This window comes from Rhizobium glycinendophyticum (assembly GCF_006443685.1).
GTDB lineage: Bacteria > Pseudomonadota > Alphaproteobacteria > Rhizobiales > Rhizobiaceae > Allorhizobium > Allorhizobium glycinendophyticum.
Genome location: NZ_VFYP01000001.1, coordinates 1,590,955 through 1,615,022, shown reverse-complemented (window position 1 = coordinate 1,615,022; position 24,068 = coordinate 1,590,955). Strand labels below are relative to the sequence as shown.

20 protein-coding genes are annotated in these 24,068 nt (G+C 61.1%); 9 read left to right on the top strand and 11 right to left on the bottom strand.

From position 1 onward, the window contains the following. The first annotated feature begins 13 nt into the window (after positions 1-13). The 4 genes from rnr (at position 14) to rpmG (ending at position 4,427) form a co-directional block, all read left to right on the top strand. Positions 14-2,269 (top strand): ribonuclease R, encoded by a 2,256-nt coding sequence (rnr, locus tag FJQ55_RS07840; protein WP_246085129.1) that lies wholly within the window; start codon positions 14-16, stop codon positions 2,267-2,269. Positions 2,270-2,294: 25 nt separating this feature from the next. Beyond that, on the top strand, positions 2,295-2,729 hold the full coding sequence (locus FJQ55_RS07835) for a DUF983 domain-containing protein (protein ID WP_140827058.1): 435 nt from the start codon (positions 2,295-2,297) through the stop codon (positions 2,727-2,729). 255 nt (positions 2,730-2,984) lie between these two features. Further along, positions 2,985-4,169, top strand: a complete 1,185-nt coding sequence (locus FJQ55_RS07830; protein WP_062274543.1) for an MFS transporter — start codon at positions 2,985-2,987, stop codon at positions 4,167-4,169. Positions 4,170-4,259: 90 nt separating this feature from the next. Beyond that, on the top strand, positions 4,260-4,427 hold the full coding sequence (gene rpmG, locus FJQ55_RS07825; protein ID WP_003587245.1) for a 50S ribosomal protein L33: 168 nt from the start codon (positions 4,260-4,262) through the stop codon (positions 4,425-4,427). A 710-nt stretch (positions 4,428-5,137) separates the two neighbouring features. Here the strand turns inward: rpmG and FJQ55_RS07820 are convergent. Together FJQ55_RS07820 and FJQ55_RS07815 are read right to left on the bottom strand one after the other, a co-directional pair. After that, entirely contained in the window at positions 5,138-6,511 is a 1,374-nt protein-coding gene (locus tag FJQ55_RS07820) for a PleD family two-component system response regulator (protein WP_140827057.1), read from the bottom strand. A gap of 12 nt (positions 6,512-6,523) precedes the next feature. Continuing rightward, positions 6,524-6,895, bottom strand: coding sequence for a response regulator (locus FJQ55_RS07815; RefSeq protein ID WP_062274548.1), 372 nt, complete (start codon positions 6,893-6,895; stop codon positions 6,524-6,526). Positions 6,896-7,032: 137 nt separating this feature from the next. Between FJQ55_RS07815 and FJQ55_RS07810 the strand changes: the two genes are divergently transcribed. The 5 genes from FJQ55_RS07810 to FJQ55_RS07790 all read left to right on the top strand — a co-directional run bounded on the left by FJQ55_RS07810 (position 7,033) and on the right by FJQ55_RS07790 (position 11,544). Beyond that, entirely contained in the window at positions 7,033-7,326 is a 294-nt protein-coding gene (locus FJQ55_RS07810) for a DUF3572 domain-containing protein (RefSeq protein ID WP_062274552.1), read from the top strand. After that, on the top strand, positions 7,326-7,958 hold the full coding sequence (locus FJQ55_RS07805) for a hypothetical protein (RefSeq protein WP_140827056.1): 633 nt from the start codon (positions 7,326-7,328) through the stop codon (positions 7,956-7,958). Before FJQ55_RS07810 ends, FJQ55_RS07805 begins: the two co-directional genes overlap by 1 nt. 110 nt (positions 7,959-8,068) lie before the next feature. After that, positions 8,069-9,355 carry a DNA polymerase IV gene (locus FJQ55_RS07800; protein ID WP_140827055.1) on the top strand — a complete coding sequence of 429 codons (1,287 nt, stop codon included), beginning with the start codon at positions 8,069-8,071 and terminating at the stop codon, positions 9,353-9,355. A 7-nt stretch (positions 9,356-9,362) separates the two neighbouring features. Then, positions 9,363-10,169, top strand: coding sequence for a YoaK family protein (locus FJQ55_RS07795; RefSeq protein ID WP_246085051.1), 807 nt, complete (start codon positions 9,363-9,365; stop codon positions 10,167-10,169). Positions 10,170-10,299: 130 nt separating this feature from the next. Beyond that, complete coding sequence (locus tag FJQ55_RS07790; RefSeq protein ID WP_140827054.1) at positions 10,300-11,544, top strand: L,D-transpeptidase family protein; 1,245 nt, start codon at positions 10,300-10,302, stop codon at positions 11,542-11,544. Between the two features lie 6 nt (positions 11,545-11,550). Here the strand turns inward: FJQ55_RS07790 and dnaE are convergent, their stop codons facing one another. From dnaE to nuoN, 9 genes are all read right to left on the bottom strand, one after another. Further along, the gene (gene dnaE / locus FJQ55_RS07785) at positions 11,551-15,051 is read right to left on the bottom strand and encodes a DNA polymerase III subunit alpha (RefSeq protein WP_425467510.1); all 3,501 of its coding nucleotides are present in this window, start codon (positions 15,049-15,051) and stop codon (positions 11,551-11,553) included. Between the two features lie 328 nt (positions 15,052-15,379). After that, the gene (locus FJQ55_RS07780) at positions 15,380-16,069 is read right to left on the bottom strand and encodes an ABC transporter ATP-binding protein (protein WP_140827052.1); all 690 of its coding nucleotides are present in this window, start codon (positions 16,067-16,069) and stop codon (positions 15,380-15,382) included. Between the two features lie 14 nt (positions 16,070-16,083). Beyond that, on the bottom strand, positions 16,084-17,391 hold the full coding sequence (locus FJQ55_RS07775) for a lipoprotein-releasing ABC transporter permease subunit (RefSeq protein WP_140827051.1): 1,308 nt from the start codon (positions 17,389-17,391) through the stop codon (positions 16,084-16,086). 49 nt (positions 17,392-17,440) lie between these two features. Continuing rightward, on the bottom strand, positions 17,441-18,763 hold the full coding sequence (gene proS, locus FJQ55_RS07770) for a proline--tRNA ligase (protein WP_140827050.1): 1,323 nt from the start codon (positions 18,761-18,763) through the stop codon (positions 17,441-17,443). A gap of 523 nt (positions 18,764-19,286) precedes the next feature. Then, complete coding sequence (locus FJQ55_RS07765; RefSeq protein WP_140827049.1) at positions 19,287-19,562, bottom strand: DUF1467 family protein; 276 nt, start codon at positions 19,560-19,562, stop codon at positions 19,287-19,289. A 129-nt stretch (positions 19,563-19,691) separates the two neighbouring features. After that, a complete protein-coding gene (gene mce, locus FJQ55_RS07760; RefSeq protein ID WP_140827048.1) occupies positions 19,692-20,096 on the bottom strand; it encodes a methylmalonyl-CoA epimerase in 405 nt (134 codons plus the stop codon). Positions 20,097-20,161: 65 nt separating this feature from the next. Then, positions 20,162-21,829, bottom strand: a complete 1,668-nt coding sequence (locus tag FJQ55_RS07755; protein WP_140827047.1) for a ribonuclease J — start codon at positions 21,827-21,829, stop codon at positions 20,162-20,164. 19 nt (positions 21,830-21,848) lie between these two features. After that, positions 21,849-22,613, bottom strand: a complete 765-nt coding sequence (locus tag FJQ55_RS07750) for a biotin--[acetyl-CoA-carboxylase] ligase (RefSeq protein WP_140827046.1) — start codon at positions 22,611-22,613, stop codon at positions 21,849-21,851. Beyond that, positions 22,610-24,055: an NADH-quinone oxidoreductase subunit NuoN gene (gene nuoN / locus FJQ55_RS07745; RefSeq protein WP_140827045.1), complete on the bottom strand. Its 1,446-nt coding sequence runs from the start codon at positions 24,053-24,055 to the stop codon at positions 22,610-22,612. Before nuoN ends, FJQ55_RS07750 begins: the two co-directional genes overlap by 4 nt. Between the last annotated feature and the right edge of the window lie 13 nt (positions 24,056-24,068).

Below are 24,068 nucleotides of genomic sequence, written 5' to 3'. Positions count from 1 at the left end.
GGAAACCGGCGCCATCATCCATGGCGAGGTACCGTCGCGCGAAGTGCTGCTGCAGTTCATCACCGACAATCCCGACCGCGCTTCCAAGCGCGAGATCGCCAAGGCCTTCGGGCTGAAGGGCGACACCCGGGTGGAACTGAAGCAGGCGCTGCGCGAGCTGGAAAATGACGGGCTCGTCAACAAGACGCGGAAGTCGCTGGCGCGGCCGGGTGCCCTGCCCCCGGTGACCGTTCTCGACATCACCACCCGCGACAAGGACGGCGAGCTGATCGGTCGGCCCGCCGAGTGGCCTGAGGATGCCGGTGCGGCACCGGCCGTGCTGATCCGCCAGTCGAGTTCGGACCGCTCAAAGGGCAAGGCGCCCGTCGGTGGTCTCGGCGACCGGGTTCTCGCCAAGATCTTCGCCAACAAGGACCGGTCCGGCCCTGCCTATACGGCGCGTGTGATCAAGGTGATTGACCGCCAGCGCGGTGCCGTGCTCGGCGTGATCAGGATGATGGGCGACGGTGGCGCACGCCTGATGCCGATCGAGCGACGCGGCGAAGAAATGCAGGTCGATGCCGCCGATATCGGCGAGGCCAAGGACGGCGATCTCGTCGAGGTCGAGGTGTCGCGTGCGGCCCGCTTCGGGCTGACCCGCGCGCGGGTGCTGAACATCGTCGGCTCGGTCGCCTCGGAGAAGGCGATCTCGATGATCGCCATCCATGCGCACGGCATTCCCTACATCTTCCCGCAGTCGGTGATCGCAGAGGCCGAAGCCGCGGAGGCCGCCAGCATGTCTCACCGCGAGGACTGGCGACAGGTGCCGCTGATCACCATCGATCCGCATGATGCCAAGGACCATGACGACGCCGTCTATGCGGAACCGGATACCGCGGAAGACAATGCGGGCGGCGTGGTCGTCACTGTCGCGATTGCCGATGTCTCCTATTATGTGCGGCCGAAATCGGCTCTGGATCGTGAGGCTCTGAAGCGCGGCAATTCGGTCTATTTCCCGGACCGCGTCGTGCCGATGCTGCCGGAGCGGATCTCCAACGATCTCTGCTCGCTGCGCGAAGGCGTCGACCGACCGGCGCTTGCCGTGCGCATGGTCTTCTCGGCCGAGGGGCGCAAGGTGCGTCATACTTTCCATCGCATCATGATGAAGAGTGCGGCCAAACTCTCCTATCAGCAGGCACAGGCGGCGATCGACGGCCAGCCGGACGACAAGGCCGGGTCGCTGCTCGAGCCGATCCTGAAGCCGCTCTGGGGGGCTTACGCCATCCTTAAGCGTGGCCGCGACCGGCGGCAGCCGCTCGAGCTCGACATGCCCGAGCGCAAGATCATCCTCAAGGAAGACGGCACAGTTGACCGCGTCTTCGTGCCGGAGCGCCTCGATGCGCACAAGCTGATCGAGGAGATGATGATTCAGGCGAATGTGGCTGCCGCAGAGACGCTGGAGGCCAAGCGGCAGAAGCTGGTCTACCGCATCCATGATGCGCCGACACTCGCCAAGCAGGAGGTGCTGCGGGAGTTCCTCGCAACGCTCGGCATGTCGCTGGTCAAGGGCGGCAACATGCGGTCGAACTCGTTCAACGGGATCCTCGCGAAGGCCGAGGGCACACCGCACCAGATCATCGTCAACGAGATGGTGTTGCGTAGCCAGAGCCAGGCGATCTACAGCCCCGACAATATCGGCCACTTCGGCCTGAACCTGATGAAATACGCGCATTTCACCTCGCCCATCCGGCGTTATGCGGACTTGATCGTGCACCGCGCGCTGGTCGGTGCGCTGGGACTCGGTGAAGGCGGGATCACGCAGGAGGAAGAAGCAAGCCTCGACGACATCGCCGCCGAGATCTCGACCTTCGAGCGACGTGCGATGGCGGCCGAGCGCGATACCGTCAACCGGCTGGTGGCTCACCACCTTGCGGGTCGCATTGGCGAGGATTTCCAGGGGCAGATCGGCGGTGTCACGAAGTCGGGTCTCTTCATCAGCCTGCCGCAATTTGGCGCAGATGGCTTTATCCCGGTTTCAACTCTCGGACGGGACTACTATATCTACGACGAAGCTCACCAGGCCTTGACGGGCGAGAAGTCTGGATTGGGTTATCAGCTCGGCGACACCGTCGAGGTGCGGCTCGTGGAAGCCGTCCCGCTCGCCGGTGCGCTGCGTTTCGAAATGCTGAGCGAAGGGCGCAAGATGCCGGCAGGCGCGCGTTCCTTCCACAAGGCCGGCGGTCGGGGCAGAAAACAGCCCGGCACACGGCCGCCGCGATCGAGACGGTGAGATCACGACGCCCCGGAGAAACATGATGACGGCAAAGCAGACGGACGTGACGATGCAATTCGGCGGTGCGAGCGACGTGGAACGGCCGCTTGGACGTTCGATCAAGCGCGGCATGCTGAACCGCTGCCCGAACTGCGGCCAGGGCAAGCTGTTTCGCAGCTATCTCAAGGTGGTCGACAACTGCGCGGCCTGCGGCGAAGACTTCCACCACCATCGCGCCGATGATCTCCCCGCCTATCTCGTCATCCTCATCCTCGGGCACGTCCTGGTCGGCGGTTTCATGGCGACCGACCTCGTCTTCGTGCTTCCCGGCTGGGTGCATTTTGCCATCTGGGCGCCGATCGGCGTGGTCGCCTCGCTGCTAAGCCTGCAGCCGATCAAGGGCGGCGTCGTCGGACTTCAATGGGCGCTGCGCATGCATGGCTTCGGCGGAGAACATGAAGAAGCCCACGACAGCTGACTGCAGGCTTTTGCAGGTCAGCCACTGTCACTCAGACGTGGCTCTTTACGCTTAACTATCACTCTTCCTGTTATTTTCGATTCGCGGTGAACCCCGTCGGACAGGTTGACAGCAGGGCGATTTACGGTGTGAACATGCCGCGCCCTCAAAATACGGTCGGGAGCTCGTAACTTTCCATGCCCTTCAAGATGCCGAACCCCAGTCTGCTGCGGCCGAGAGCTCGCACGATCAGCGCCACAACTCCCGTGGTGCCGAATGTCTGACGGCAGCGAGCTGTTGAACGGTGATCGCGAGGAGATCCACTGGCCTTCGCTTGTGGCAGCTATTTCCGCGATATCGGCCGTGGGGATTGCCATCGGGCTTGGCCTGCCGCTGCTCAGCATCATCCTGGAAAAGCGCGGCATCTCGTCCACCCTGATCGGGTTGAACTCGGCCATGGCCGGGATCGCCGCCATGGCAGCGGCTCCTGTCACCACGAAGATCGCCCACAAGCTGGGCGTTGTACCGACCATGCTCTGGGCCGTACTGCTTTCGGCAATCAGCGCTGTCGGTTTCTATTATGCCACGCAGTTCTGGATGTGGTTTCCGCTGCGCATCGTCTTCCATGGAGCGACGACCACGCTCTTCATCCTCTCTGAATTCTGGATCAATGCAGCGGCGCCTTCGCGCAAGCGCGGCCTGGTCATGGGGATCTATGCCACCATGCTCGCCGTCGGCTTCGCCTCCGGCCCGCTGATCTTTTCGGCGATCGGCAGCGACGGCCTTTTGCCCTTCGCGGTCGGGGCGATCGCGATCCTCGCGGCGGCGATCCCGATCTACATCGCCCGCTTCGAAAGCCCCGCTCTCGATGAAAAGCCGGAGATGCATTTCTTCCGCTATATCTTCCTGGTTCCGACCGCGACTGTCGCCGTCTTCGTCTTCGGGGCGGTCGAGGCGGGCGGCCTGTCGCTGTTTCCGATTTATGCCACGCGTACCGGGTTCACCGAGACGCAAGCCGCCCTGCTGCTGACCGTCATGGGCATCGGCAACATGGTCTTCCAGATCCCGCTGGGACTGCTCTCCGACCGGATGAAGGATAGGAGGCTTCTTCTGTCAGTTCTCGCCTTCATCGGGCTGTGTGGCTCTCTGGCGCTACCGCTGCTCACCGACCACTGGCAACTGATGGCAGTCGTGCTGCTATTCTGGGGCGGCTGTGTGTCCGGCCTCTATACCATCGGGCTCAGCCATCTCGGCTCGCGACTCACCGGGGCGGATCTCGCCGCCGCCAATGCCGCCTTCATCTTCTGCTATGCGGTCGGCACGGTCGCCGGTCCACAGGCGATTGGGGCAGCGATCGATCTTACCGGAAACGACGGATTCGCCTGGGCAATCGCGGGCTTCTTCGCCCTCTATGTCGTGCTTTCCATAGGGCGTCTGCTTTTTAGCCGGAAACACACTTGACTTTTCGGGCGCGATTTGTAGTTTCGCGCCAGATTTGCCGTGGGCCTCGTTCGGTCGTCCACGGCTTCGTTTATTAGAGGCAGGACGACCATGGCCAAGGCTACAACCATCAAGATCAAGCTTCTGTCGACGGCCGACACGGGTTTCTTCTACGTTACCACGAAGAACAGCCGTACGATGACGGACAAGATGACGAAGACCAAGTATGACCCGATTGCCAAGAAGCATGTCGAGTTCAAGGAAACCAAGATCAAGTAATCTCTGATCCGACCGGTTTTATAAAAGGCGTGTCACCTCTGTGACGCGCCTTTTTCTTTGCCGCCGGATTGGGCAGCCATTCGCCTCCCCTCCGCCACCGGCACAAACAAAAACACCGGCTCCCTTGCGGGACCGGTGTTTTGTCAGAAAGGGGGTCGGTCGGCATGCAAACACGGCACGAGGAACCGCTTTGACGCTGCACACCAACCGACCGACCCCACGACCCAGGAGATGCGGCGGACCTGAGCATCATGGGGTATTCGGAACCTCTTGAAGAGGTCTTTTTCGATGGCGTCAAAGTCTCCCAAGTAGAGTAAAAAATCAACAGTTTATTAACTGCCGGACGTTGCATGCTCTTGATATGGTTAAATTCGGTACACCAAGTGTTGCCAGTCAGTGTTGGCCTTCAGTGCTGCCGAGATTGCAGCAAGAGAAGACGGATAGTCGATTTTCCAGACGGGAAGCTTAGCCACATTGCGGATCCGATAAACCTCACGTCAAGTGAGATCAATTGCAGCTGAAAACGCTAATATAAAAATAGACAGATGGATTCCAAAAATGAATTCATTGCTTTTGCAGGGAAAAATCCGCAGGCCGGCCGACTAATAGTCAAGGCAGGAAAATCATACAACTGTAACTGCCCAAAAACACGGCAAGACGGCGATTGTCGCCGCTTTTCGAAGCACTACAAAAAACTGTGAATGAACAGTTCAAGCCGCTGCAGCGACGACGCGATTGCGGCCGGAATTCTTCGCTTCGTAAAGCGCCCTATCCGCCTGCTTGAGCAACTGTTCCGGCGTGTCGATGCCGGGCACAAGCGTTGCAATCCCCATGGAAGCGGTGAGCGTGAGCGGCGTTTCTCCCGAGCGGAGCTGGAAAGGTCGCGCTTCTATCATCAAGCGCAGACGCTCGGCAACGCTTGCTGCCACCTCGGCCGTGGTATCCGGCATCACGACAACGAACTCCTCACCGCCGTAGCGACAGGCGAGATCGGCACCGCGGACGGTGGAGCGGATGCGGCCGGAGAACTCCTTGAGCACTTCATCACCGGCATCATGGCCGTAAGCATCATTGACCAACTTGAAGCGGTCAATGTCGGTGATGCAGATGGTGAGCGGCTTACCCCGCACTTTGGCGCGGGCAAAGAGCGTTCGAAGCTGCGTATCGAGATAACGACGATTGTGAAGGCCGGTGAGGCCGTCTGTGACGGCCAGCTCGATCGTCTGGCGCACGCTGTTGCGCAGGCGGTCATTATAGCGCTTGCGGCGGACCTGGGTCAGCACACGGGCCAAGAGTTCGTTCGGATCGAGCGGACGCACGATGTAATCGTTCACGCCGAGATCAAGCGCCCGGATGATCATCTGCTCGTCGCCCTGCTCGGTAATCAGCAGGATCGGAATGAAGCGGGTGCGCTCGAGCGAGCGGAGCTGCGAGCAAAGCCGCAGCGGGTCGTAATCGGTGAGGTTGCTGTTGACGATGACCAGATCGTAGCCGTTTTCGGCGGCTTCGAAGACCGCCGCCTGCGGATCCGAGAGTGCACTGACTTCGGCAATCGGCTTCAGGGCCTTGATGATGCGCTCCTGGGAGGCGCCACGACTGTCGACGAGCAGAACCTGCGCCTGCTCTTCCAGACGGCCGTCGGTCAGCCGCAGGCTGTCTTCCTCACCGACCTGGCGCGTGCCGTCGTGGCGGATGCGAAGTTCGTCGCTCAGCGTCTTCAGGCGCACGAGGCTCTTCACGCGGGAGATCAGTTGCAGGTCATTCACCGGCTTGGTGAGGAAATCGTCGGCGCCCGCTTTCAAGCCACGCACGCGATCCGAAGGCTGATCGAGCGCCGTCACCATGACCACCGGGATATGTGCCGTGCGCGGATTGGACTTCAGCCGCTCGCACACTTCGAAGCCGTCGATTTCCGGCATCATGATGTCGAGGAGGATCACATCAACCTGGGTGCGGTCGCAGATGTCGAGCGCGTCAAAACCGTTGCTCGCCGTCAAGACCTCGAAATACTCAGCCATCAGCCGCGCTTCGAGCAGCTTTACATTGGCAGGAATATCGTCGACGACCAGAATGCGCGCTGTCATGACATCGGCTCCTTACGCATCCCCGAGATAGGTCTTGATGGTCTCGATGAACTTCGGAACGGAAATCGGCTTCGAGACATAGGCCTCGCAGCCCCCTTGGCGGATGCGCTCTTCGTCGCCCTTCATGGCGAAGGCAGTGACCGCGATGACCGGGATGACGTGCAGATCCGGGTCGTCCTTCAGCCACTTTGTCACTTCCAGACCTGAGACCTCGGGCAATTGGATGTCCATGAGAATCAGATCCGGCTTGTGGCGACGCGCAAGATCCATCGCTTCCATGCCGTTGCGGGTCTGGACCGTCTCATAGCCGGAGGCCTCGATAAGATCGCGGAAGAGCTTCATATTGAGCTCGTTGTCTTCGACAATCATTACCTTTTTCGGCATTCACCCGGTCCTTTGTCCCGCGTCTCCAGGGGCCTGATGCTCGGCCCACGCGCGAGTTCGCATCTTCCGTCAGCTTGCATGCTAGTGCTATTTGGTTTCGAAATCGGTAATTTGCCAGGGAAACAGGAAAAGACTTTATGAAAAACAGAGATATACCTGCGAGTGCCGAAGATACGGCGGTGGCGGTTCTGGGGTGGCTGGCAAACGAACCGGACATGCTTTCGCGCTTCCTGGCACTCTCCGGAATACAGCCCGGGCAGTTGCGTGGAGCGGTGCAGGACCCAGGTTTTCTTGCGGGAATGCTGGATTTCCTGATGCAGCACGAGCCGACACTAATGGCTTTTTGCGAGGCGACGGAGACCAAGCCCGAAGTTGTCGTCGCCGCCTATCACCACTATGTCCGGCCCGGCCTGGATTCGGGTGAGTTCTGATGCTCACCGATCCGGAGCACATCAAGCTTGCCGATCGCCCGCTGGTCGTCTGCGACGTCGATGACGTGGTGTTGCAATTTGCGACACCATTCGAGGCTTTTCTCACTGGGCGCGATCTCCGTCTGCTGCCGCGCTCGTTCAAGCTGACCGGCAACATCGTTGACGCGGCGGAGACCGTGCTGGACGCGCTCGCCGTCAGGAACCTGATCCACGACTTCTTCGTCGAACAGGAGCGCTGGCAGACACCGTTTGCGGAAGCGGTGGACAGCCTCCATGGGCTGGCAAGCGAAGCCGACCTCGTATTTCTCACGGCCATGCCGCCGCGTCACGCCGAGGTGCGGCGCCGGCTGCTCGACCGGCTGACGCTGTCCTATCCGATGATTTCGAGCGAGGATCCCAAGGGGCCGATCGTTGCCCGCCTGCATGGCGGGCGCTCCCTCCCCGTCGCTTTTGTCGATGACATGCTCGGCAATCTGAGTTCCGTCGGCGCGCATGTGCCCGAATCGGCACTCGTCTACCTTCCGCCAGATGTCGCCATCTTCCGCTTTGCTCCCGAGCCGCAGGCACCCGTTCTGCGGGCCCGGGACTGGCTTGAGGCACGGCAACTGATCGAGGCGCATTTTCGCAGTTGAAGCCGCGCTTGCGGACAAGAGGATGGGGACAGCGTGATTGGCGCGAAAGAGGGCCTTGTCACGTCATTGGTCACGGCCTAGGGTGGCAATGTTCAACCTTTGTTCCAACGATGCCAGCCAGCGATCACTCTTCTCCGGGCTTCTGCCGTGACTGCCTCAAGGGGCAGCCCGAAGGACTACGGCGCTGCCGTGCCTGCGGCAGCCCCCGACTGGTCTATCACCCGGAACTCTATGACCTGACGCTGGCGCATGTGGACTGCGACGCCTTTTATGCAGCAGTCGAGAAGCGAGACAATCCCGACCTCGTCGACAAGCCTGTCATCATTGGCGGCGGCAAGCGCGGGGTGGTGTCCACCGCCTGCTATGTGGCGCGCATCCACGGCGTTCGTTCGGCGATGCCGATGTTCAAGGCGCTGGAGGCCTGCCCCCAAGCCATCGTGATAAAGCCGGACATGGAGAAATATGTTCGCGTCGGGCGAGAGGTGCGGGCGATCATGGAAGAACTGACACCGCTTGTGCAGCCGATCTCGATCGACGAGGCCTTTCTCGAACTGCGCGGCACCGAGCTTTTGCATCACGAACCGCCAGCGCGGGTGCTGGCGCGTTTTGCAAGGCGCGTGGAGCAGGAGATCGGCATCACGATCTCCGTCGGCCTCTCCTATTGCAAGTTCCTCGCCAAGGTTGCCTCCGACCTGCAAAAGCCACGAGGTTTCTCAGTGATCGGGGCTGCCGAGGCGGTGGCATTCCTCGCCGACAAACCGGTGTCGCTGATCTGGGGCGTCGGCAAGGCCCTGGCGACGACGCTCCAGGCGGACGGGATCCGCACCATCGGACAGTTGCAGGTGATGAACGAGCCGGACCTGATGCGACGTTACGGCGTCATGGGGCAGCGGCTGGCGCGGCTGTCGCGCGGTATCGACGATCGCACAGTGCATCCCAACGACCCGGCCAAGAGTGTCTCTGCCGAAACAACCTTCTTCGAGGATATCAGCAAGCCGGAAGACCTGATCGTCCATCTGCGGGAACTGTCGGAAAAGGTTGCGTGGCGGCTGAAACGGCAGGGGATAGCGGGCCATACGGTGGTCCTCAAACTCAAGACCGCGGACTTCAAGTCGCGCACCCGAAACCGGCGTCTCGACGATCCGACGCAGCTTGCCGACCGGATCTTTCGCACCGGCATGGCGCTGCTCGAGAAGGAAACCGATGGCACGCGCTTCCGGCTGATCGGCATCGGAGTGAGCGACCTTCGCGATGCGGCCACTGCCGATCCACCGGATCTGGTCGATGCGCAGGCGACACGGCGGGCGGCCGCGGAAGCGGCCATGGACAAATTGCGCGACAAGTTTGGCAAGGGTACGGTGCAGACCGGATACACCTTCCCAAGCAAGCGACCTTGAGTCTGCCATGACCCTTCCCGACACTCCAGAGCCCACGATGCGACAGCCCGTGCGCCCGCACAGTAAAGACAGGCGGTGGCGCCAATTCAGGGTGGCGGCCTCCTATCACCGGCGTCGCGGCAATGATCTGCTGCTGGGCGTCATCCTCGCTTTCGTTGCCGGCGCGATGAATGCGGGAGGCTTTCTGGCCGTGGGGCGCTATACCTCGCACATGACCGGTGTCGTCTCATCGATCGCCGACGATCTCGCGCTCGGATTGTTCGGCCTTGTTGGCTCAGGTCTTGCGCTGCTTTTTGCCTTCCTCTGTGGCGCGGCTTCGTCCGCCATCCTGATCAACTGGGCGCGACGGCATGCGCGGCGCCAGCAATATGCCTATCCGCTGGCGCTTGAGTCAGGGTTGCTGATCGTTTTTGCGGGTCTCGGCACGCTGCAGGAGACGGCCGTCGCGCCGGCCACCGCCCTGCTTCTCTGCTACGTCATGGGTTTGCAGAATGCGACGATCACCAAGATTTCAGGCGCTCGTATCCGCACCACCCATTTGACGGGCATGGTGACGGATATGGGGATCGAGCTCGGCAAGTTTGCCTATCTCTGGATCGCACGGCTGCGCTCTCACCCGCCGATCCCGGTTGACGGCCGCAAGCTTTCGATCCTGTTGCCGATCGTGTCGATGTTCTTTTTCGGCGGGCTGGTCGGCGCTCTCGGCTTCAAGCATCTCGGCCATGCCTTTGCACTGCCGATAGCCGCCCTCCTGCTGGCCGTCGCCTCGCCGCAATTGCGGGAACAGCGCAGAGGTCGCGTAAAGCCTGTCTGAAGGCGTGACGCCTGTGGAAAGCTGATCAAAGATACGTGTATGACCACCGCCCACACGAGATCACGAAACTTTTCTTAAACTTCGCCGGGTAGCATCGCGTCATCCTGTATCGCGTGTTCCCGGTCGTATCATGTTCCAGCGTTTCGCCCTCGCCTTCAGCCTCGGCCTCATGGCCAGCAGCGTTCTCAGCGGCCCCACTTCCGCCAGTGATCGCGGCCCCTTGCAGATCTACGTGTCCAAGGCCACGCAAACGCTGACCGTCTATGACGGCGACGAGGTTCTGGTCACTTCGAAGGTGTCGACGGGCAAGCCCGGACACTCGACGCCATCCGGCATCTTTTCCATTCTTGAAAAGCGCAAGTACCACGAATCCAACATCTATTCGAATGCGCCCATGCCGTTCATGCAGCGGCTCACCTGGTCCGGCATCGCGCTTCACGAAGGCAAAGTGCCGAACTATCCGGCATCACATGGCTGCGTGCGCCTGCCGAACGGTTTTGCCAAGACGCTGTTTTCGATGACCGAGCGGGGCGCCCATGTGATCATCACCGACGACCCGGTGACGCCGCGGCCGATCTCGCAGGCCAACCTTTTTACGCCGCGCCAGCCGATCCCCGCGGGCGGTCTGTTGTCGGATGCCGAACTGCGACCGACCAAGATCGAGGCCTCGCTCAAGCCCGTCGAGGTGGCGATGAACGAAGTCTTGCCGAAGACGGGGGCCGCCGCGCAACTGGTGCTCGAAGACGAGCCGCCGCTCCGTATCCTGATCACCCGGCGCAGCCAGCGCGAGGAGGTCCGCGACGTTCAGGAAATGCTGACCGAGCTCGGCTTCGATGCCGGTGCGACAGACGGCGTGCTGGGAAGCCAGACGCTGGCGGCCATCCGTGGCTACAAGCGCTGGAAGTCGATCGAGAAGGACGGCGAACTCCTCTCGCCCCGCTTCATCACCGAACTCTCCGCCTCCGCTGGGCGAGACAAGCCACTCGCCGGACAGATCTTGGTGCGGCAGAAGTTCAAGCCGGTGTTTGAGGCGGCAATTGGTATCCGGGAACCGGAAAAGGGGCTGGGCACGCATTTCCTCGAAGCAAGCCACGTCGACCGGTTCAAGGGCAAGGTCGACTGGCGCAGCGTCAGCATCGACAACCACCTGCCGGCGCCAACGCTGAAGCGGCTGGGCATTACCGAACCGGCTGATGATGCGGCTCTCTTCACCGCCGAAGCCGCCCTCGCCCGCCTGGATATTCCAGACGACGTGCGCGCCAAGATCGAGACGATGCTGAGCGAAGGCTCGTCGATCACCATCTCCGACAGCGGGATCGGGCCAGAGACCGGCGACGGCACGGATTTCATTACCGTGACGCGGACGAAGGGCTGAAACTCCTCACACCAGTTCGACATCCAGCACGCCCGGCGTCGAGCGCATGGCGGCAGCTATTTCGGGTGAGATACGGAAGCGTTCGGTGAGCTCGACCTCGATCTCGCGCTTGCCCTCGTCCTTGATGACGATGAAGGAGACGAGGCCGTCGCCGCGAGCGTTGAGGTGGGCAGCGACTGCACGCAAGGGGCCGGAATCGCGGACATAGACGCGCATCGCCTTCTGCATGCGGATTGATTGCTCCTCCAGCGACTGCGCCGTCTGGATGCGCAGGCCAACGCCTTCCGGGCGCTCTTCGGCGGCGACCGTGATGACCAGCGATTTGCCGGATTCGAGCAGGTCGCGATACTGGTTCAGGCCTTCGGAGAAGAGCACCGCTTCATACTGGCCTGATGCATCAGAGAAGGTGACGATGCCCATCTTGTTGCCCGTACGGGTTTTGCGCTCCTGTTTCGAGATGACAGTTCCGGCCAGACGACCGGCCGTCGCACCCTGCTTCACCGCGACCGAGAAATCGGCGAAATTCTGGACGCGCAGTTTGTCGAGAAGGCTGCGATAGGCATCGAGCGGATGGGCAGACAGATAAAAGCCGAGCACCTGGAACTCGCGCATCAGCTTTTCCGACGACAGCCACGGCGTGTAAGGCGCGAAGGCGATCTTTTCCGGACCGCTTGCACCACCTGAACCGAACATGTCGGACTGGCCGCTTACGGCGTTTTCCTGGGCACGCTGGGCATAGCCCATGATGCGGTCAAGGCTGCCGATCAGTTCGGCACGGTCACGGCCGAAGCAGTCGAAGGCGCCGGCGGCGATCAGACTTTCAAAAACACGGCGGTTGATCTGCTTGGGGTCGATGCGCAGGCAGAAATCTTCCAGGCTTTCGAAAGGCTTGTCTCCGCGGACCTCGACGATGTGTTCGACTGCGTTTTCGCCGACACCCTTGATGGCAGCGAGTGCGTAATAGATGCGGTTGGGCCCGGTCTGGAAATGGCGGAAAGACGTCTGCACCGAAGGCGGCACAACTTCGATACCGAGGCGTCCGGCATCCTGACGGAAGTCGACGAGCTTTTCGGTGTTGGCCATATCGAGGGTCATGGACGCAGCCAGGAACTCGACCGGGTAATGCGCCTTCATATAGGCGGTCTGGTAGGAGACGATCGCGTAGGCCGCGGCATGCGACTTGTTGAAGCCGTAGTTGGCGAACTTCGCCAGCAGTTCGAAGATGTTCTCGGCCTGGGGCTTCGACACGCCGTTCTTCATCGCGCCGTCGACGAAACGGGCCGACTGCTGGTCCATCTCGGCTTTGATCTTCTTACCCATGGCGCGGCGCAGAAGGTCGGCTTCGCCGAGCGAATAGCCCGATAGAACCTGGGCGATCTGCATGACCTGCTCCTGGTAGACGATGACGCCCTGCGTTTCCTTCAAGAGATAGTCGATCTTCGGGTGAACGGAGGCGAGTTCCTCCTCGCCATGCTTGCGGGCATTGTAGACCGGGATGTTCTCCATCGGGCCCGGACGATAGAGCGCCACCAGCGCGATGATGTCCTCGATGCAGTCGGGACGCATGCCGATCAGAGCCTTGCGCATGCCCGCACTTTCCACCTGGAAGACACCGACAGTTTCCCCGCGCGAAAGCATCTCGTAGGTGAGCTTGTCATCGAGCGGGATCGCCGCCAGATCCACCTTATGACCGCGCTGCTCGACGACGAAGTCGACGGCGGTCTTCAACACGGTCAGCGTCTTCAGGCCGAGGAAGTCGAACTTCACCAGACCGGCCTGCTCGACCCATTTCATGTTGAACTGAGTGACCGGCATGTCGGAGCGCGGATCGCGGTACATCGGCACCAGCTTCGACAAAGGGCGGTCGCCGATGACGATACCAGCGGCGTGTGTCGAAGCGTGACGGTAGAGCCCTTCGATCTTCTGGGCGATTTCGAGGAGGCGCGCGACGACGGGTTCCTCGGCGGCGGCCTCCTGCAGCTTGGGCTCCTCCTCGATCGCCTTGGAGAGCGGCGTCGGGTTGGCGGGATTGTTGGGCACGAGTTTGCAGATCTTGTCGACCTGGCCATAGGACATTTCCAGCACACGACCGACGTCGCGCAGGGCCGCACGGGCTTGGAGCGATCCGAAGGTGATGATCTGCCCCACCTGCTCGCGGCCATATTTCCGCTGGACGTAGCGGATGACCTCTTCGCGGCGCTCCTGGCAGAAGTCGATGTCGAAGTCGGGCATCGAGACGCGTTCCGGATTGAGGAAGCGCTCGAAGAGCAGCGAGAAACGCAAGGGGTCCACGTCGGTGATGGTCAGCGCATAGGCGACCAGCGAACCTGCACCCGAACCACGGCCCGGTCCCACCGGGATGTCATGCTGCTTGGCCCATTTGATGAAGTCCGAAACGATCAGGAAGTAGCCGGGGAACTTCATGCGCTCGATGACCGAGAGCTCGAATTCGAGCCGGTCGCGATAGTCCTTCTCCTCGTAACCCGGTGCCATGCCGAGCGCTGCGAGGCGGTTATCGAGGCCTTCAATCGCCTGACGGCGCAGTTCCAGTGCTTCCTCGCGTTCCGCCTCTTCCGGATCGTCGCTGCCGCCGGTGAAACGGGGCAGGATCGGTTTGCGGGTCGAGAGGACGAAGGAGCAGCGGCGGGCGATTTCGACCGTATTCTCCAGAGCCTCCGGCAGATCGGAGAAGAGCGCCTGCATCTCCGCGCGGCTCTTCAGGTAATGATCGGGTGTGAGGCGGAAGCGGTCGTCGTTAGAGACAATGGCGTTGTGCGCCACTGCCATCAGGGCATCATGCGCATCATAGTCGTCTCGCGTCGGAAAAAAGGCCTCGTTGGTCGCGACAAGCGGCAGGTCGTGGTCGTAAGCCAGTTGCACCACCCGGCGCTCATGGGTCCGGTCGTAATTGCCATGCCGTTGCAATTCGACATAAAGCCGATCTCCGAAGAGGCGCCTGAGTGCCAAGAGGCGCGCCTCCGCAGAGGCGGAATGGCCATCCCGCAGCATGCGGTCGATCGGACCGCCGGCAGCGCCGGTGAGCGCAATCAGGCCCTCAGTGCCGCTCTCCTGTAACCAAGACAGCTTTATATGGACCGGCTGGCCGGCATCGCCGCCCAGATAGGCGCGGCTGACGAGATCCACCAGCCGCTCGTAACCCGCGGCATCCGAGGCGAGCACGACGATGGACGGCAGGTCCGGCATATGCCCGTTGCCGCCGCGCTTTTCTCCCGTCGAATCTTCCATATCGATCGACAGCTGGCAGCCAATGATCGGCTGCACGCCGTCACCGATCGCCTTCTGAGAAAATTCAAGCGCGACGAACAGGTTGTTGGTATCGGTGATGGCAATCGCGGGCTGGTCGTCGGCCACCGCCTTGCCCAGAATTTTCTTGAGCGGCAGCGCGCCTTCAAGGAGCGAATAGGCTGAATGCACGCGAAGATGAACAAAACCCGGTCCGACCATGGGACCCGATGGAGCGTCCACTCCGCTGTTGCCTTCGCCCATGTCGATCACCCTCGCACTGCACTGAATCAGCGGGATTTTCGATGGTCGGGACTGCGAAGTCCAGTCACGTTTGCCGCGACGGACACATGTATACAGGTTTCAACGGCGGCCGCTCAGAGCGCAAGCATCAGGAGGGTCATGCTGGCAACAAATACGGCCATGGAGGTGAATGCAGCAACGTCACGAATGATTTCGGTCATGTCCGTCTCCTTGTTCCTCTATGTTTTCATCTTGTTCCCTTTTCGTTCTTGCGTCAACCCCAAAAAAGCCCGGCCGGAAGCGGGAACAAAAGTCCCGTCCGCATAATGAGCAGCGATGGAGTGGAGGGTCAGGCCTCGATCTCGACGACCTTGCCGTCGATGAGCGTCACGCAACGGTCCATCCGCCCCGCGATCTCGTGATTGTGGGTGGCGATCATCGCCGACAGGCCCGATTGGCGCACGAGCGCTTCCAATGCCGAAAAGACGTAGGATGCCGTTTCGGGATCGAGGTTGCCGGTCGGTTCATCGGCAAGCAGCACCAGCGGCGCATTGGCAACCGCACGGGCGATCGCCACACGCTGCTGTTCGCCGCCGGAGAGTTCGGCCGGTCGGTGGTCGGCGCGGTGGCCGACACGCATGTAATCCAGCAGCTGCTTGGCGCGCTCGGCCGCTTCCTTGCGGGTCAGGCCGGCAATCAGCTGCGGCATCATCACGTTTTCGAGCGCTGAGAATTCCGGCAGCAGATGGTGAAACTGATAGACGAAGCCGACGGAGTTGCGACGGATCGCGGTGCGTTGTTCGTCCGGCAGTTCCTGGCAGGGAATACCGCCGAGCGTAACTCCACCGCCGTCGGGATGCTCCAGCAGGCCGGCGACATGCAAGAGGGTGGATTTGCCGGTACCCGAGGGCGCAACGAGCGCGACGGTCTCACCGGTGCGCAGGGTAAAATCTGCACCCTTCAGGATCGAAAGCACGGTTTCGCCCTGGCCGTAATGGCGGTCGATGCCGGCAAGAGACAGAACGATGTCATTGGCCATCGGGATCGGCATCCTTATTCGTATCGCAGCGCCTGGACGGGATCCAGGCGCGAGGCCCGCCAGGCCGGGAAGATGGTCGCCATGAAGGACAGGCTGAGCGCCATGACCACCACGGACACCGTCTCGCTGACATTCATGTCGGCGGGCAACTGGCTGAGGAAATAGAGTTCGGGATCGAAGAGAACAGTGCCCGAGACCCAGGAGAAGAACTGGCGGATGCTCTCGATGTTGAGACAGACGACGACACCGAGGATCACACCGGCGAACGTACCGGCAGTGCCGATGGCCGCCCCCGTCATGAAGAAGATTCGCATGATGGCGCCCGAGGTCGCCCCCATGGTGCGCAGGATGGCGATGTCGCTGGCCTTGTCCTTCACCAGCATGATCAGGCCGGAAATGATGTTGAGCGCGGCAACGAGCACGATGAGCGTCAGGATCATGAACATCACGTTGCGCTCGACCTGCAGGGCCGAGAAGAAGGTCTGGTTGCGCTGGCGCCAGTCGGTGATGAAGATCTGGCGGCCCGCAGCCTGTTCGACGAGCGGGCGCAGCCGGTCGACATCATCAGGATTGTCGATGAAGAGCTCGATCGACTGGACGATGCCCTCGACGTTGAAATAGAGCTGCGCCTCTTCGAGCGGCATGTAGATGATCGAGGCATCGTATTCCGACATGCCGATCTCGAAGATGCCAGAGACCGGATAGGACTTGACGCGCGGATTGACGCCGAGCGGCGTGACGTCGCCCTCCGGCGAGACGAGCGTGATCGTGTCCCCGGCGGACAGGCCCAATTGGGCCGCCATGCGCGAACCGATCAAGACGCCCTGCCCTGTGGCAAAGCCGACCATGTCGCCTTGGCGGATATTGGAGGAAACCACCGAAAGCTTGGTCAGATCGTCGGGCCGGATGCCGCGAACCAAGGCACCGGTGCCGGCACCTTCGCGACCGGAGGCGAGCGTCTGACCCTCGACGAGGGGCAGCGCCATTTTGATGCCCTGGACGGCACTGAAGCGGGTCGCCAGATCGGCATAGTCTGACAGAGGCTGATCGACCGGCTGGACGATCATGTGACCATTGATGCCGAGAATGCGGGAGACGAGCTCGGTGCGAAAGCCGTTCATGACCGCCATCACGATGATGAGAGTCGCGACCCCCAGCATGATGCCGATGAAGGAAAAACCGGCAATAACCGAGATGAAGGCTTCCTTGCGCCGGGCGCGCAGGTAGCGCCAGGCCACCATGCGCTCGAAGCCCGAAAAGGCGCGCGCAGGCGAGCCTTTCGCGGATCCTGCCGTCTCGTTGCCAGCAGCCTTGCTCGCCATGGTCACTCCTTGCCTTCAGGTCTGTCCGACAGCGTCAAAGCCATCGCGCTCAGGCGGTCAGCTTGTTGATCGCCGCCTCGATCGTCATCGTCTCACGGGCGCCGGTGCGGCGATCCTTGAGTTCGATTTCGCCTGATGCCACGGAACGCGGCCCGGCGATGATCTGGACGGGAACGCCGATGAGATCGGCGGTCGCGAACTTGGTCCCTGCCCGGTCGTCCGTGTCGTCGTAGAGCACGTCCTTGCCGGCAGCCTGCAGCGCTGCATAGAGCGTCTCGCAAGCCTTGTCGCAGGCCTCGTCGCCGGCCTTCATGTTGATCACCACGGCATCGAAAGGCGCGACCGAAGCCGGCCAGATGATTCCGTTGTCGTCATGCGAGGCTTCGATGATGGCGGGAACAAGGCGTGTCGGGCCAATGCCGTAGGATCCCATGTGGACAAGGTGCTCCTTGCCGTCAGGTCCCTGAACCTTGGCGCCCATCGGCTCGGAATATTTCGTGCCGAAATAGAAGATGTGGCCAACCTCGATGCCGCGTGCCGACAGGCGGTCGTTCTCGCCGATGGCACCGAAAGCGGCCTCATCATGCATTTCCGAGGTCGCGGCATAGACCGAGGTCCACTTGTCGAAGATCTTCTGGAGACCAGCGACATCGTCGAAATCGGTATCAACAGAGGGGATGTCGAAATCGACGAAGCTCTTGTGGCAGAAAACTTCCGATTCGCCGGTGTCGGCGAGGATGATGAATTCATGGCTGTGATTGCCGCCGATCGGACCGGTGTCGGCGCGCATCGGGATGGCGCGCAGGCCGAGACGGTCGAAGGTGCGCAGGTAAGCGACGAACATCTTGTTGTAGGAGTGGATCGCGTCGGCCTGGGTGAGGTCGAAGGAATAGGCATCCTTCATCAGGAATTCGCGCGAGCGCATGGTGCCGAAGCGCGGACGGATCTCGTCGCGGAACTTCAGCTGGATATGGTAGAGGTTCAGCGGCAGGCTCTTGTAGGACTTCACCGACGAGCGGAAGATGTCCGTGACCATCTCCTCGTTGGTCGGACCATAGAGCATCGGACGGTCCTGCCGGTCCTTGATGCGCAGCATTTCCTTGCCATAGTCCTCGTAGCGTCCGCTTTCCTGCCAAAGCTCGGCCGACTGCAGGGTCGGCATGGAAAGCTCGATGGCGCCGGCGCGGTTCTGCTCTTCGCGGATGATCGCGTTCACCTTATCGAGCACGCGCTTGCCGAGCGGCAGCCAGGAATAGATGCCCTGGCTCTGCTGGCGGATCATGCCCGTCCGCAACATCAGGCGGTGGGAGACGATTTCCGCTTCCTTGGGGTTTTCCTTGAGGATCGGCATGAAGTAGCGCGACAGACGCATAACGGATTCCAGACGTTTGACGATGCCGCGCGGCCGCGCGGAATCAGCGATTGAAGACGGATATCAGGATGCGTTCATAGCTGGTTGGACTTCAGAAGAAAACCCGCAAGCAGGCGAGAGCCCGCTCGCCCACAGCCAGACGCAGAACCCGTTCCTCCTTGCATAATGAGCATGGCTCAAGGTCATCACATGACGCTGATGCGACAATTCCGCATACCAAAAATTTTTTGGGAGACTGTTACAATTCTGCAAGAATTGGGGGTGACAACGTCCATAGTTTGGGCTAGGTTCAGCCCATAAAAGAGGCAGGGAGGTCAAATCTTTGCCATAGTCGCGGTAAAGTCTTGGGAGGATCAGATCTTAGGCGCGCTTTGTCGCTGCCCCTTAATTGGTGAAGGATCACGCGATATTTTTGAACAAGGTCTTTCGACCTTGTTTTTTTTTGCCCTTACATCAGGCCGTTGTGCCGCAAGCCCATCCAACAGACGCGCCAGCGCAAGATGGTCCATTTCCGCGGAATTGATTATTGCTGGACAAGGCCCGGCACGAACACCGGCAAATCTTTGAAACCCCATCCGAAATAGGTTTCAGCCAGGAACCAGGCGCCGTAGATGGCGCCGGAGACGAGCGTGGTGAGAAGCATGACGCGGCCGCCACGGAAGCGGGTCGGCGCGCTTGCCACAGTGCCGGGCACGACGGACTGATCCTCCTCCTGCGTGCGCAGGCCGATCGGCAGGATTGCAAACAGGGTTAGCCACCAGATGACGAAATAGACGGCGAGGCCCGAGAGGAATGGCATAGATCGTTCTCCGCGTTCAGGCCGCCCGATGGTCACGGTGGGCGGATCGGATTGCTATAATGCCGGAGGCCCCGACAGACAAAGGTCAAAGCGTCGCATGACAATAAAATGAACGAGGAGCCCGGTCGTTTATACCTGTTCAAGCTCGATCAGCGTGCCAAAGAAATCTTTGGGATGGAGAAAGAGGACAGGCTTGCCATGGGCGCCGATCTTCGGCTCACCGGAGCCAAGCACGCGTGCGCCGGCTGCCGAAAGCTGATCGCGGGCGGCGAGAATGTCGACCACCTCGTAACAAATGTGGTGCATGCCGCCGGTAGGGTTCTTGGCGAGGAAAGCCGTGATCGGCGATTCCGCGCCGAGCGGCTCCAGGAGCTCGACCTTGGTGTTTTCCAATTCGACGAAAACAACGGTCACCCCGTGCTCGGGCAGTGGCTGGGCCTGCGACACATGCGCGCCGAGTATGTCCCTGTAACTTGCAGTCGCGGCCGCAAGATCGGGTACGGCGATGGCGATGTGATTAACGCGGCCCAGCATAAGAACCTCCGGCATGGCTTCAGCTAACGTGGCACCAGCTTAAGCGAGGGTCCACGCGCCGTCTGTCAGACTTTGGTCAGGAATACCGTGACAACCGGCTTCTTGCCCCACACCTCGTTCGCTGTCGAGCGTACCGCGCGGCGGATGGCCTCGCGCACGGTTTCGAGATCCTTGCGACGGCTGCGGGGAATGCTTTCGACGGCGCCGAGCACGGCGTCGTAGAGGGTGTCTTCCATGGCTTCGCCTTCGAAATCGTATTCGGGCAGGCCGATCGGCACGACATCGGGGTCCCCGAGGAAGTCGAAGCGGCTGTCGAGCACGACATTGACCGCGACATGACCGACATAGGACAGCTTCTTGCGGTCGCCGATGCCCATTTCTTCCATGTCACCGACCAGACGACCATCCTTGTAGACACGACCGAAAGGTGCCTGATCGATGACTTCGGCAGGCCCGGGGGCCAAACGCAGGATGTCACCATTGCGCACCCGCGGCACGGTCTTGATACCTGCCTGCAGACCGAGTTCAGTCTGGGCGACAAGATGGGCGGCCTCGCCATGTACCGGCACGAGGATCTGCGGGCGGGTCCACTCGTACATCTTCAAGAGTTCGTTGCGGCGCGGATGGCCCGACACATGCACCAGTGCTTCCGCATCGGTGATGATGTGCACGCCCTGTTCGACGAGACCGTTCTTGATGTCCTGGATCGCCTTTTCGTTGCCGGGAATGGCGCGGGACGAAAAGACCACGGTATCGCCCGAGGTCAGGGCAACATTGCGCATTTCATCGCGCGAGAGCTTAGCAAGCGCTGCACGTGGCTCACCCTGGCTGCCGGTCAGGATCACGACGACCTTGTCGCGCGGAATGAAGCCGTATTCGTCTTCGGCGATGAAGGGGCGCAGGCCCTGCATGATGCCGATGTCGTCGGCGACAGCCGTGACCCGCTTCAAGGAACTGCCGAGCAACAGCACTTCGCGGCCGGCGGCTTCGGCCGCCTGGGCGATCGAGCGGATACGGCCGACATTCGACGAGAAGGTGGTAATCGCAACGCGACCCTCGGCTGCCTCGATGATTTTGCGCAGCCCTTCGGACACCTCCTCTTCGGATGGCGACACGCCGTCACGCAGGGCATTGGTGGAATCGCACATCAGGGCGAGAACACCTTCTTCACCCACTGCACGGAAACGGGCTTCATCGGTCAGCGGCCCCAGCGAGGGGTTCTGGTCGATCTTCCAGTCGCCGGTATGCACCAAATTGCCAAGCGGCGTACGGATCACCAGCGACATCGGCTCCGGGATCGAGTGGTTGACGCCGATGGCTTCGATCTCAAAGGGGCCGACATTGATGCGGTCGCCCTGCTTGAAGGGTGTGATCGGGATTTCGGCACGCGAGCCCTCATAGTCACGCTTGGCTTCGAGCATGCCGGCGGTAAAGCCCGAGGCGTAGACCGGCACGTTGAGGCCCGGCCACAGATCGTTCAGCGCGCCGTAATGGTCTTCATGAGCATGCGTGATGATGATGCCCTTGAGGTTCTTCTTCTGCGACTTCAGGAAGCGCAGGTCGGGAAGCACGAGGTCGACGCCCGGCAGATCCGGGCCGGCAAAAGTGACACCGCAGTCGACCATGATCCATTGGCGATTGGACGGCGGGCCATAGCCGTACAATGCGAGGTTCATTCCGATTTCCCCCACGCCGCCCAGCGGCAGGAAAACCAGTTCGTCGTTCTTGGCCATTCTTTCTATCCGATCCGTCTTACCCGAAAAACACGTCACCGGCGGCGATGGACAGAGTTCCAGCCGCGCTGTCGAGCAACAAAAGTCCCTTATCATCAATTCCAGAAAAGATACCTGAAATCGACCTGTCCGGCAGGTTCACCGTGATTTTCTCACCAATGCCGCAGGCGACACGGCGCCAGCGGGCAACGATCTCAGCGATCCCCCTGCCCCGGTCCCAAACAGACAAGGCATCCGCCATAGCAACGTAGAGCCGGGCAAAAAGCTCCTGCGGCGAGATCGACACGCCTTGGTCGGCGAGCGATGTCACCGGATATTGCGCAAGATCCGGTCGCGCCCGGATATTGATGCCGATGCCGATGACCAAAGCCATACGACCGTCCTGCAGTCGCTCGGCCTCAAGCAGAATGCCGGAAGTCTTACGGCGATCGATCAGGACGTCGTTCGGCCACTTGATATCAACGGTCGCGGAACCCGGCGGCATAACGGAGACAATCGTCTCATGAACGGCGAGCGCCACGGCGAGCGGCAGCGAACTCAGTTCCTCGGTCGGTGCGAAGTCGACAAGCAGCAACGAGGAATAGAGATTGCCGCGCTCCGACACCCATTCGCGACCACGACGACCGCGTCCGCCGGTCTGGCGTTCAGCGGTGATCCAGAGAAAACCGGAATCGCCCGCGCGAGCGCGGGCGAGTGCTTCGGTATTGGTGGACGAAACCTCGTCCAATGGGACATGCCGGAAATCATCGATCGAAATCCGGCGGGCCTTGCCGACGCCGCTCAATTAAACAGCGTCTTTGCTGCCGCTTCCGCAGCCGTGCCGAGCGGTCCACCGAAGAGGACGTAGCCGACGACGAAGAGACCGGACAGGCCAAAGACCAGACGCAACTCAACAGCCGTGCGTGCAAACTCGCCCTTGGCTTCATCGAACCACATCACCTTGACGATGCGCAGGTAATAGTAGGCACCGATCACCGAGGCGATGACACCGATAATGGCAAGAGCGTAGAGCTTGGCCTCTATGGCGGCGACAAAGACGAAGTACTTGGCGAAGAAGCCGGCAAGCGGCGGGATGCCGGCAAGGGAGAACATCAGCGCGGTTAGCACGAAGGCCATGAAGGGACGCGTGGTCGAAAGGCCAGCGAGATCATCGATGTTCTCGACATTGCCGCCTTCCTTCTGGCGCATCGCCATGATGCAGGCGAAGGTGCCGAGCGTCATGACGAGATAGATCAGCATGTAGAGCAGAACGCCGGCGACGCCGGTGTCATTGCCGGCAGCAAGACCGACCAGAGCATAACCCATATGGCCGATCGAGGAATAAGCCATCAGTCGCTTGATGTTCTTCTGACCGATCGCGGCAACCGAGCCCAGCACCATCGAGGCAATTGAGATGAAAACGACGATCTGCTGCCATTCGGCAAAGATCGGCAGGAAGGCGTCAATGACGATGCGGACCAGGATCGCCATGGCGCCGACCTTCGGGGCGGCAGCCAGGAAGGCGGTGACCGGGGTCGGTGCGCCTTCGTAAACGTCAGGCGTCCACATGTGGAACGGCACGGCAGAGATCTTGAAGGCAAGACCGGCCAGTACGAAGACGAGGCCGAAGATCAGGCCGAGGCCCGGTTCGCCCTGCGACAAAACGGCAGCGATCTGCTCGAAGCCGGTGTTGCCGGTGAAACCGTAGACCAGCGACATGCCGTAGAGCAGCATGCCGGACGAGAGAGCGCCGAGCACGAAGTACTTGAGGCCGGCTTCCGTCGAGCGGAGGCTGTCACGGTTGATCGCGGCCACGACGTAGAGCGCGAGCGACTGGAGTTCAAGCGCCATGTAGAGGGTGATCAGGTTGTTGGCCGAGATCATCAGCATGACGCCGAGGGTCGCGAGTACCAGCAGAACCGGGAACTCGAACTTGTCGAGGTGGTCGTAGCGCGCGTGGCCGACAGCCATGATCATCGCCGTGATCGAGCCGATCAAGGCGAGGATCTTCATGAAACGGGAATAGCCATCGGCGATGTAGGCGCCGTTGAAGGCCTGGCCGGACGGATCCGAAAAGATCAGCCAGGCGCCCGAGAAGACGAGCAGTGCAACGGCCAGACCCGTGACGACGTTGGTCGACCGATCGCCGGAAAACACGCCGATCATGAGCAGCACCATGGCACCCACGGCCAGGATCAGTTCCGGCGTGACCAGATGCAGGCTTGCAATGAGAGTTTCAACGGTCATGTCCAAAGGATCC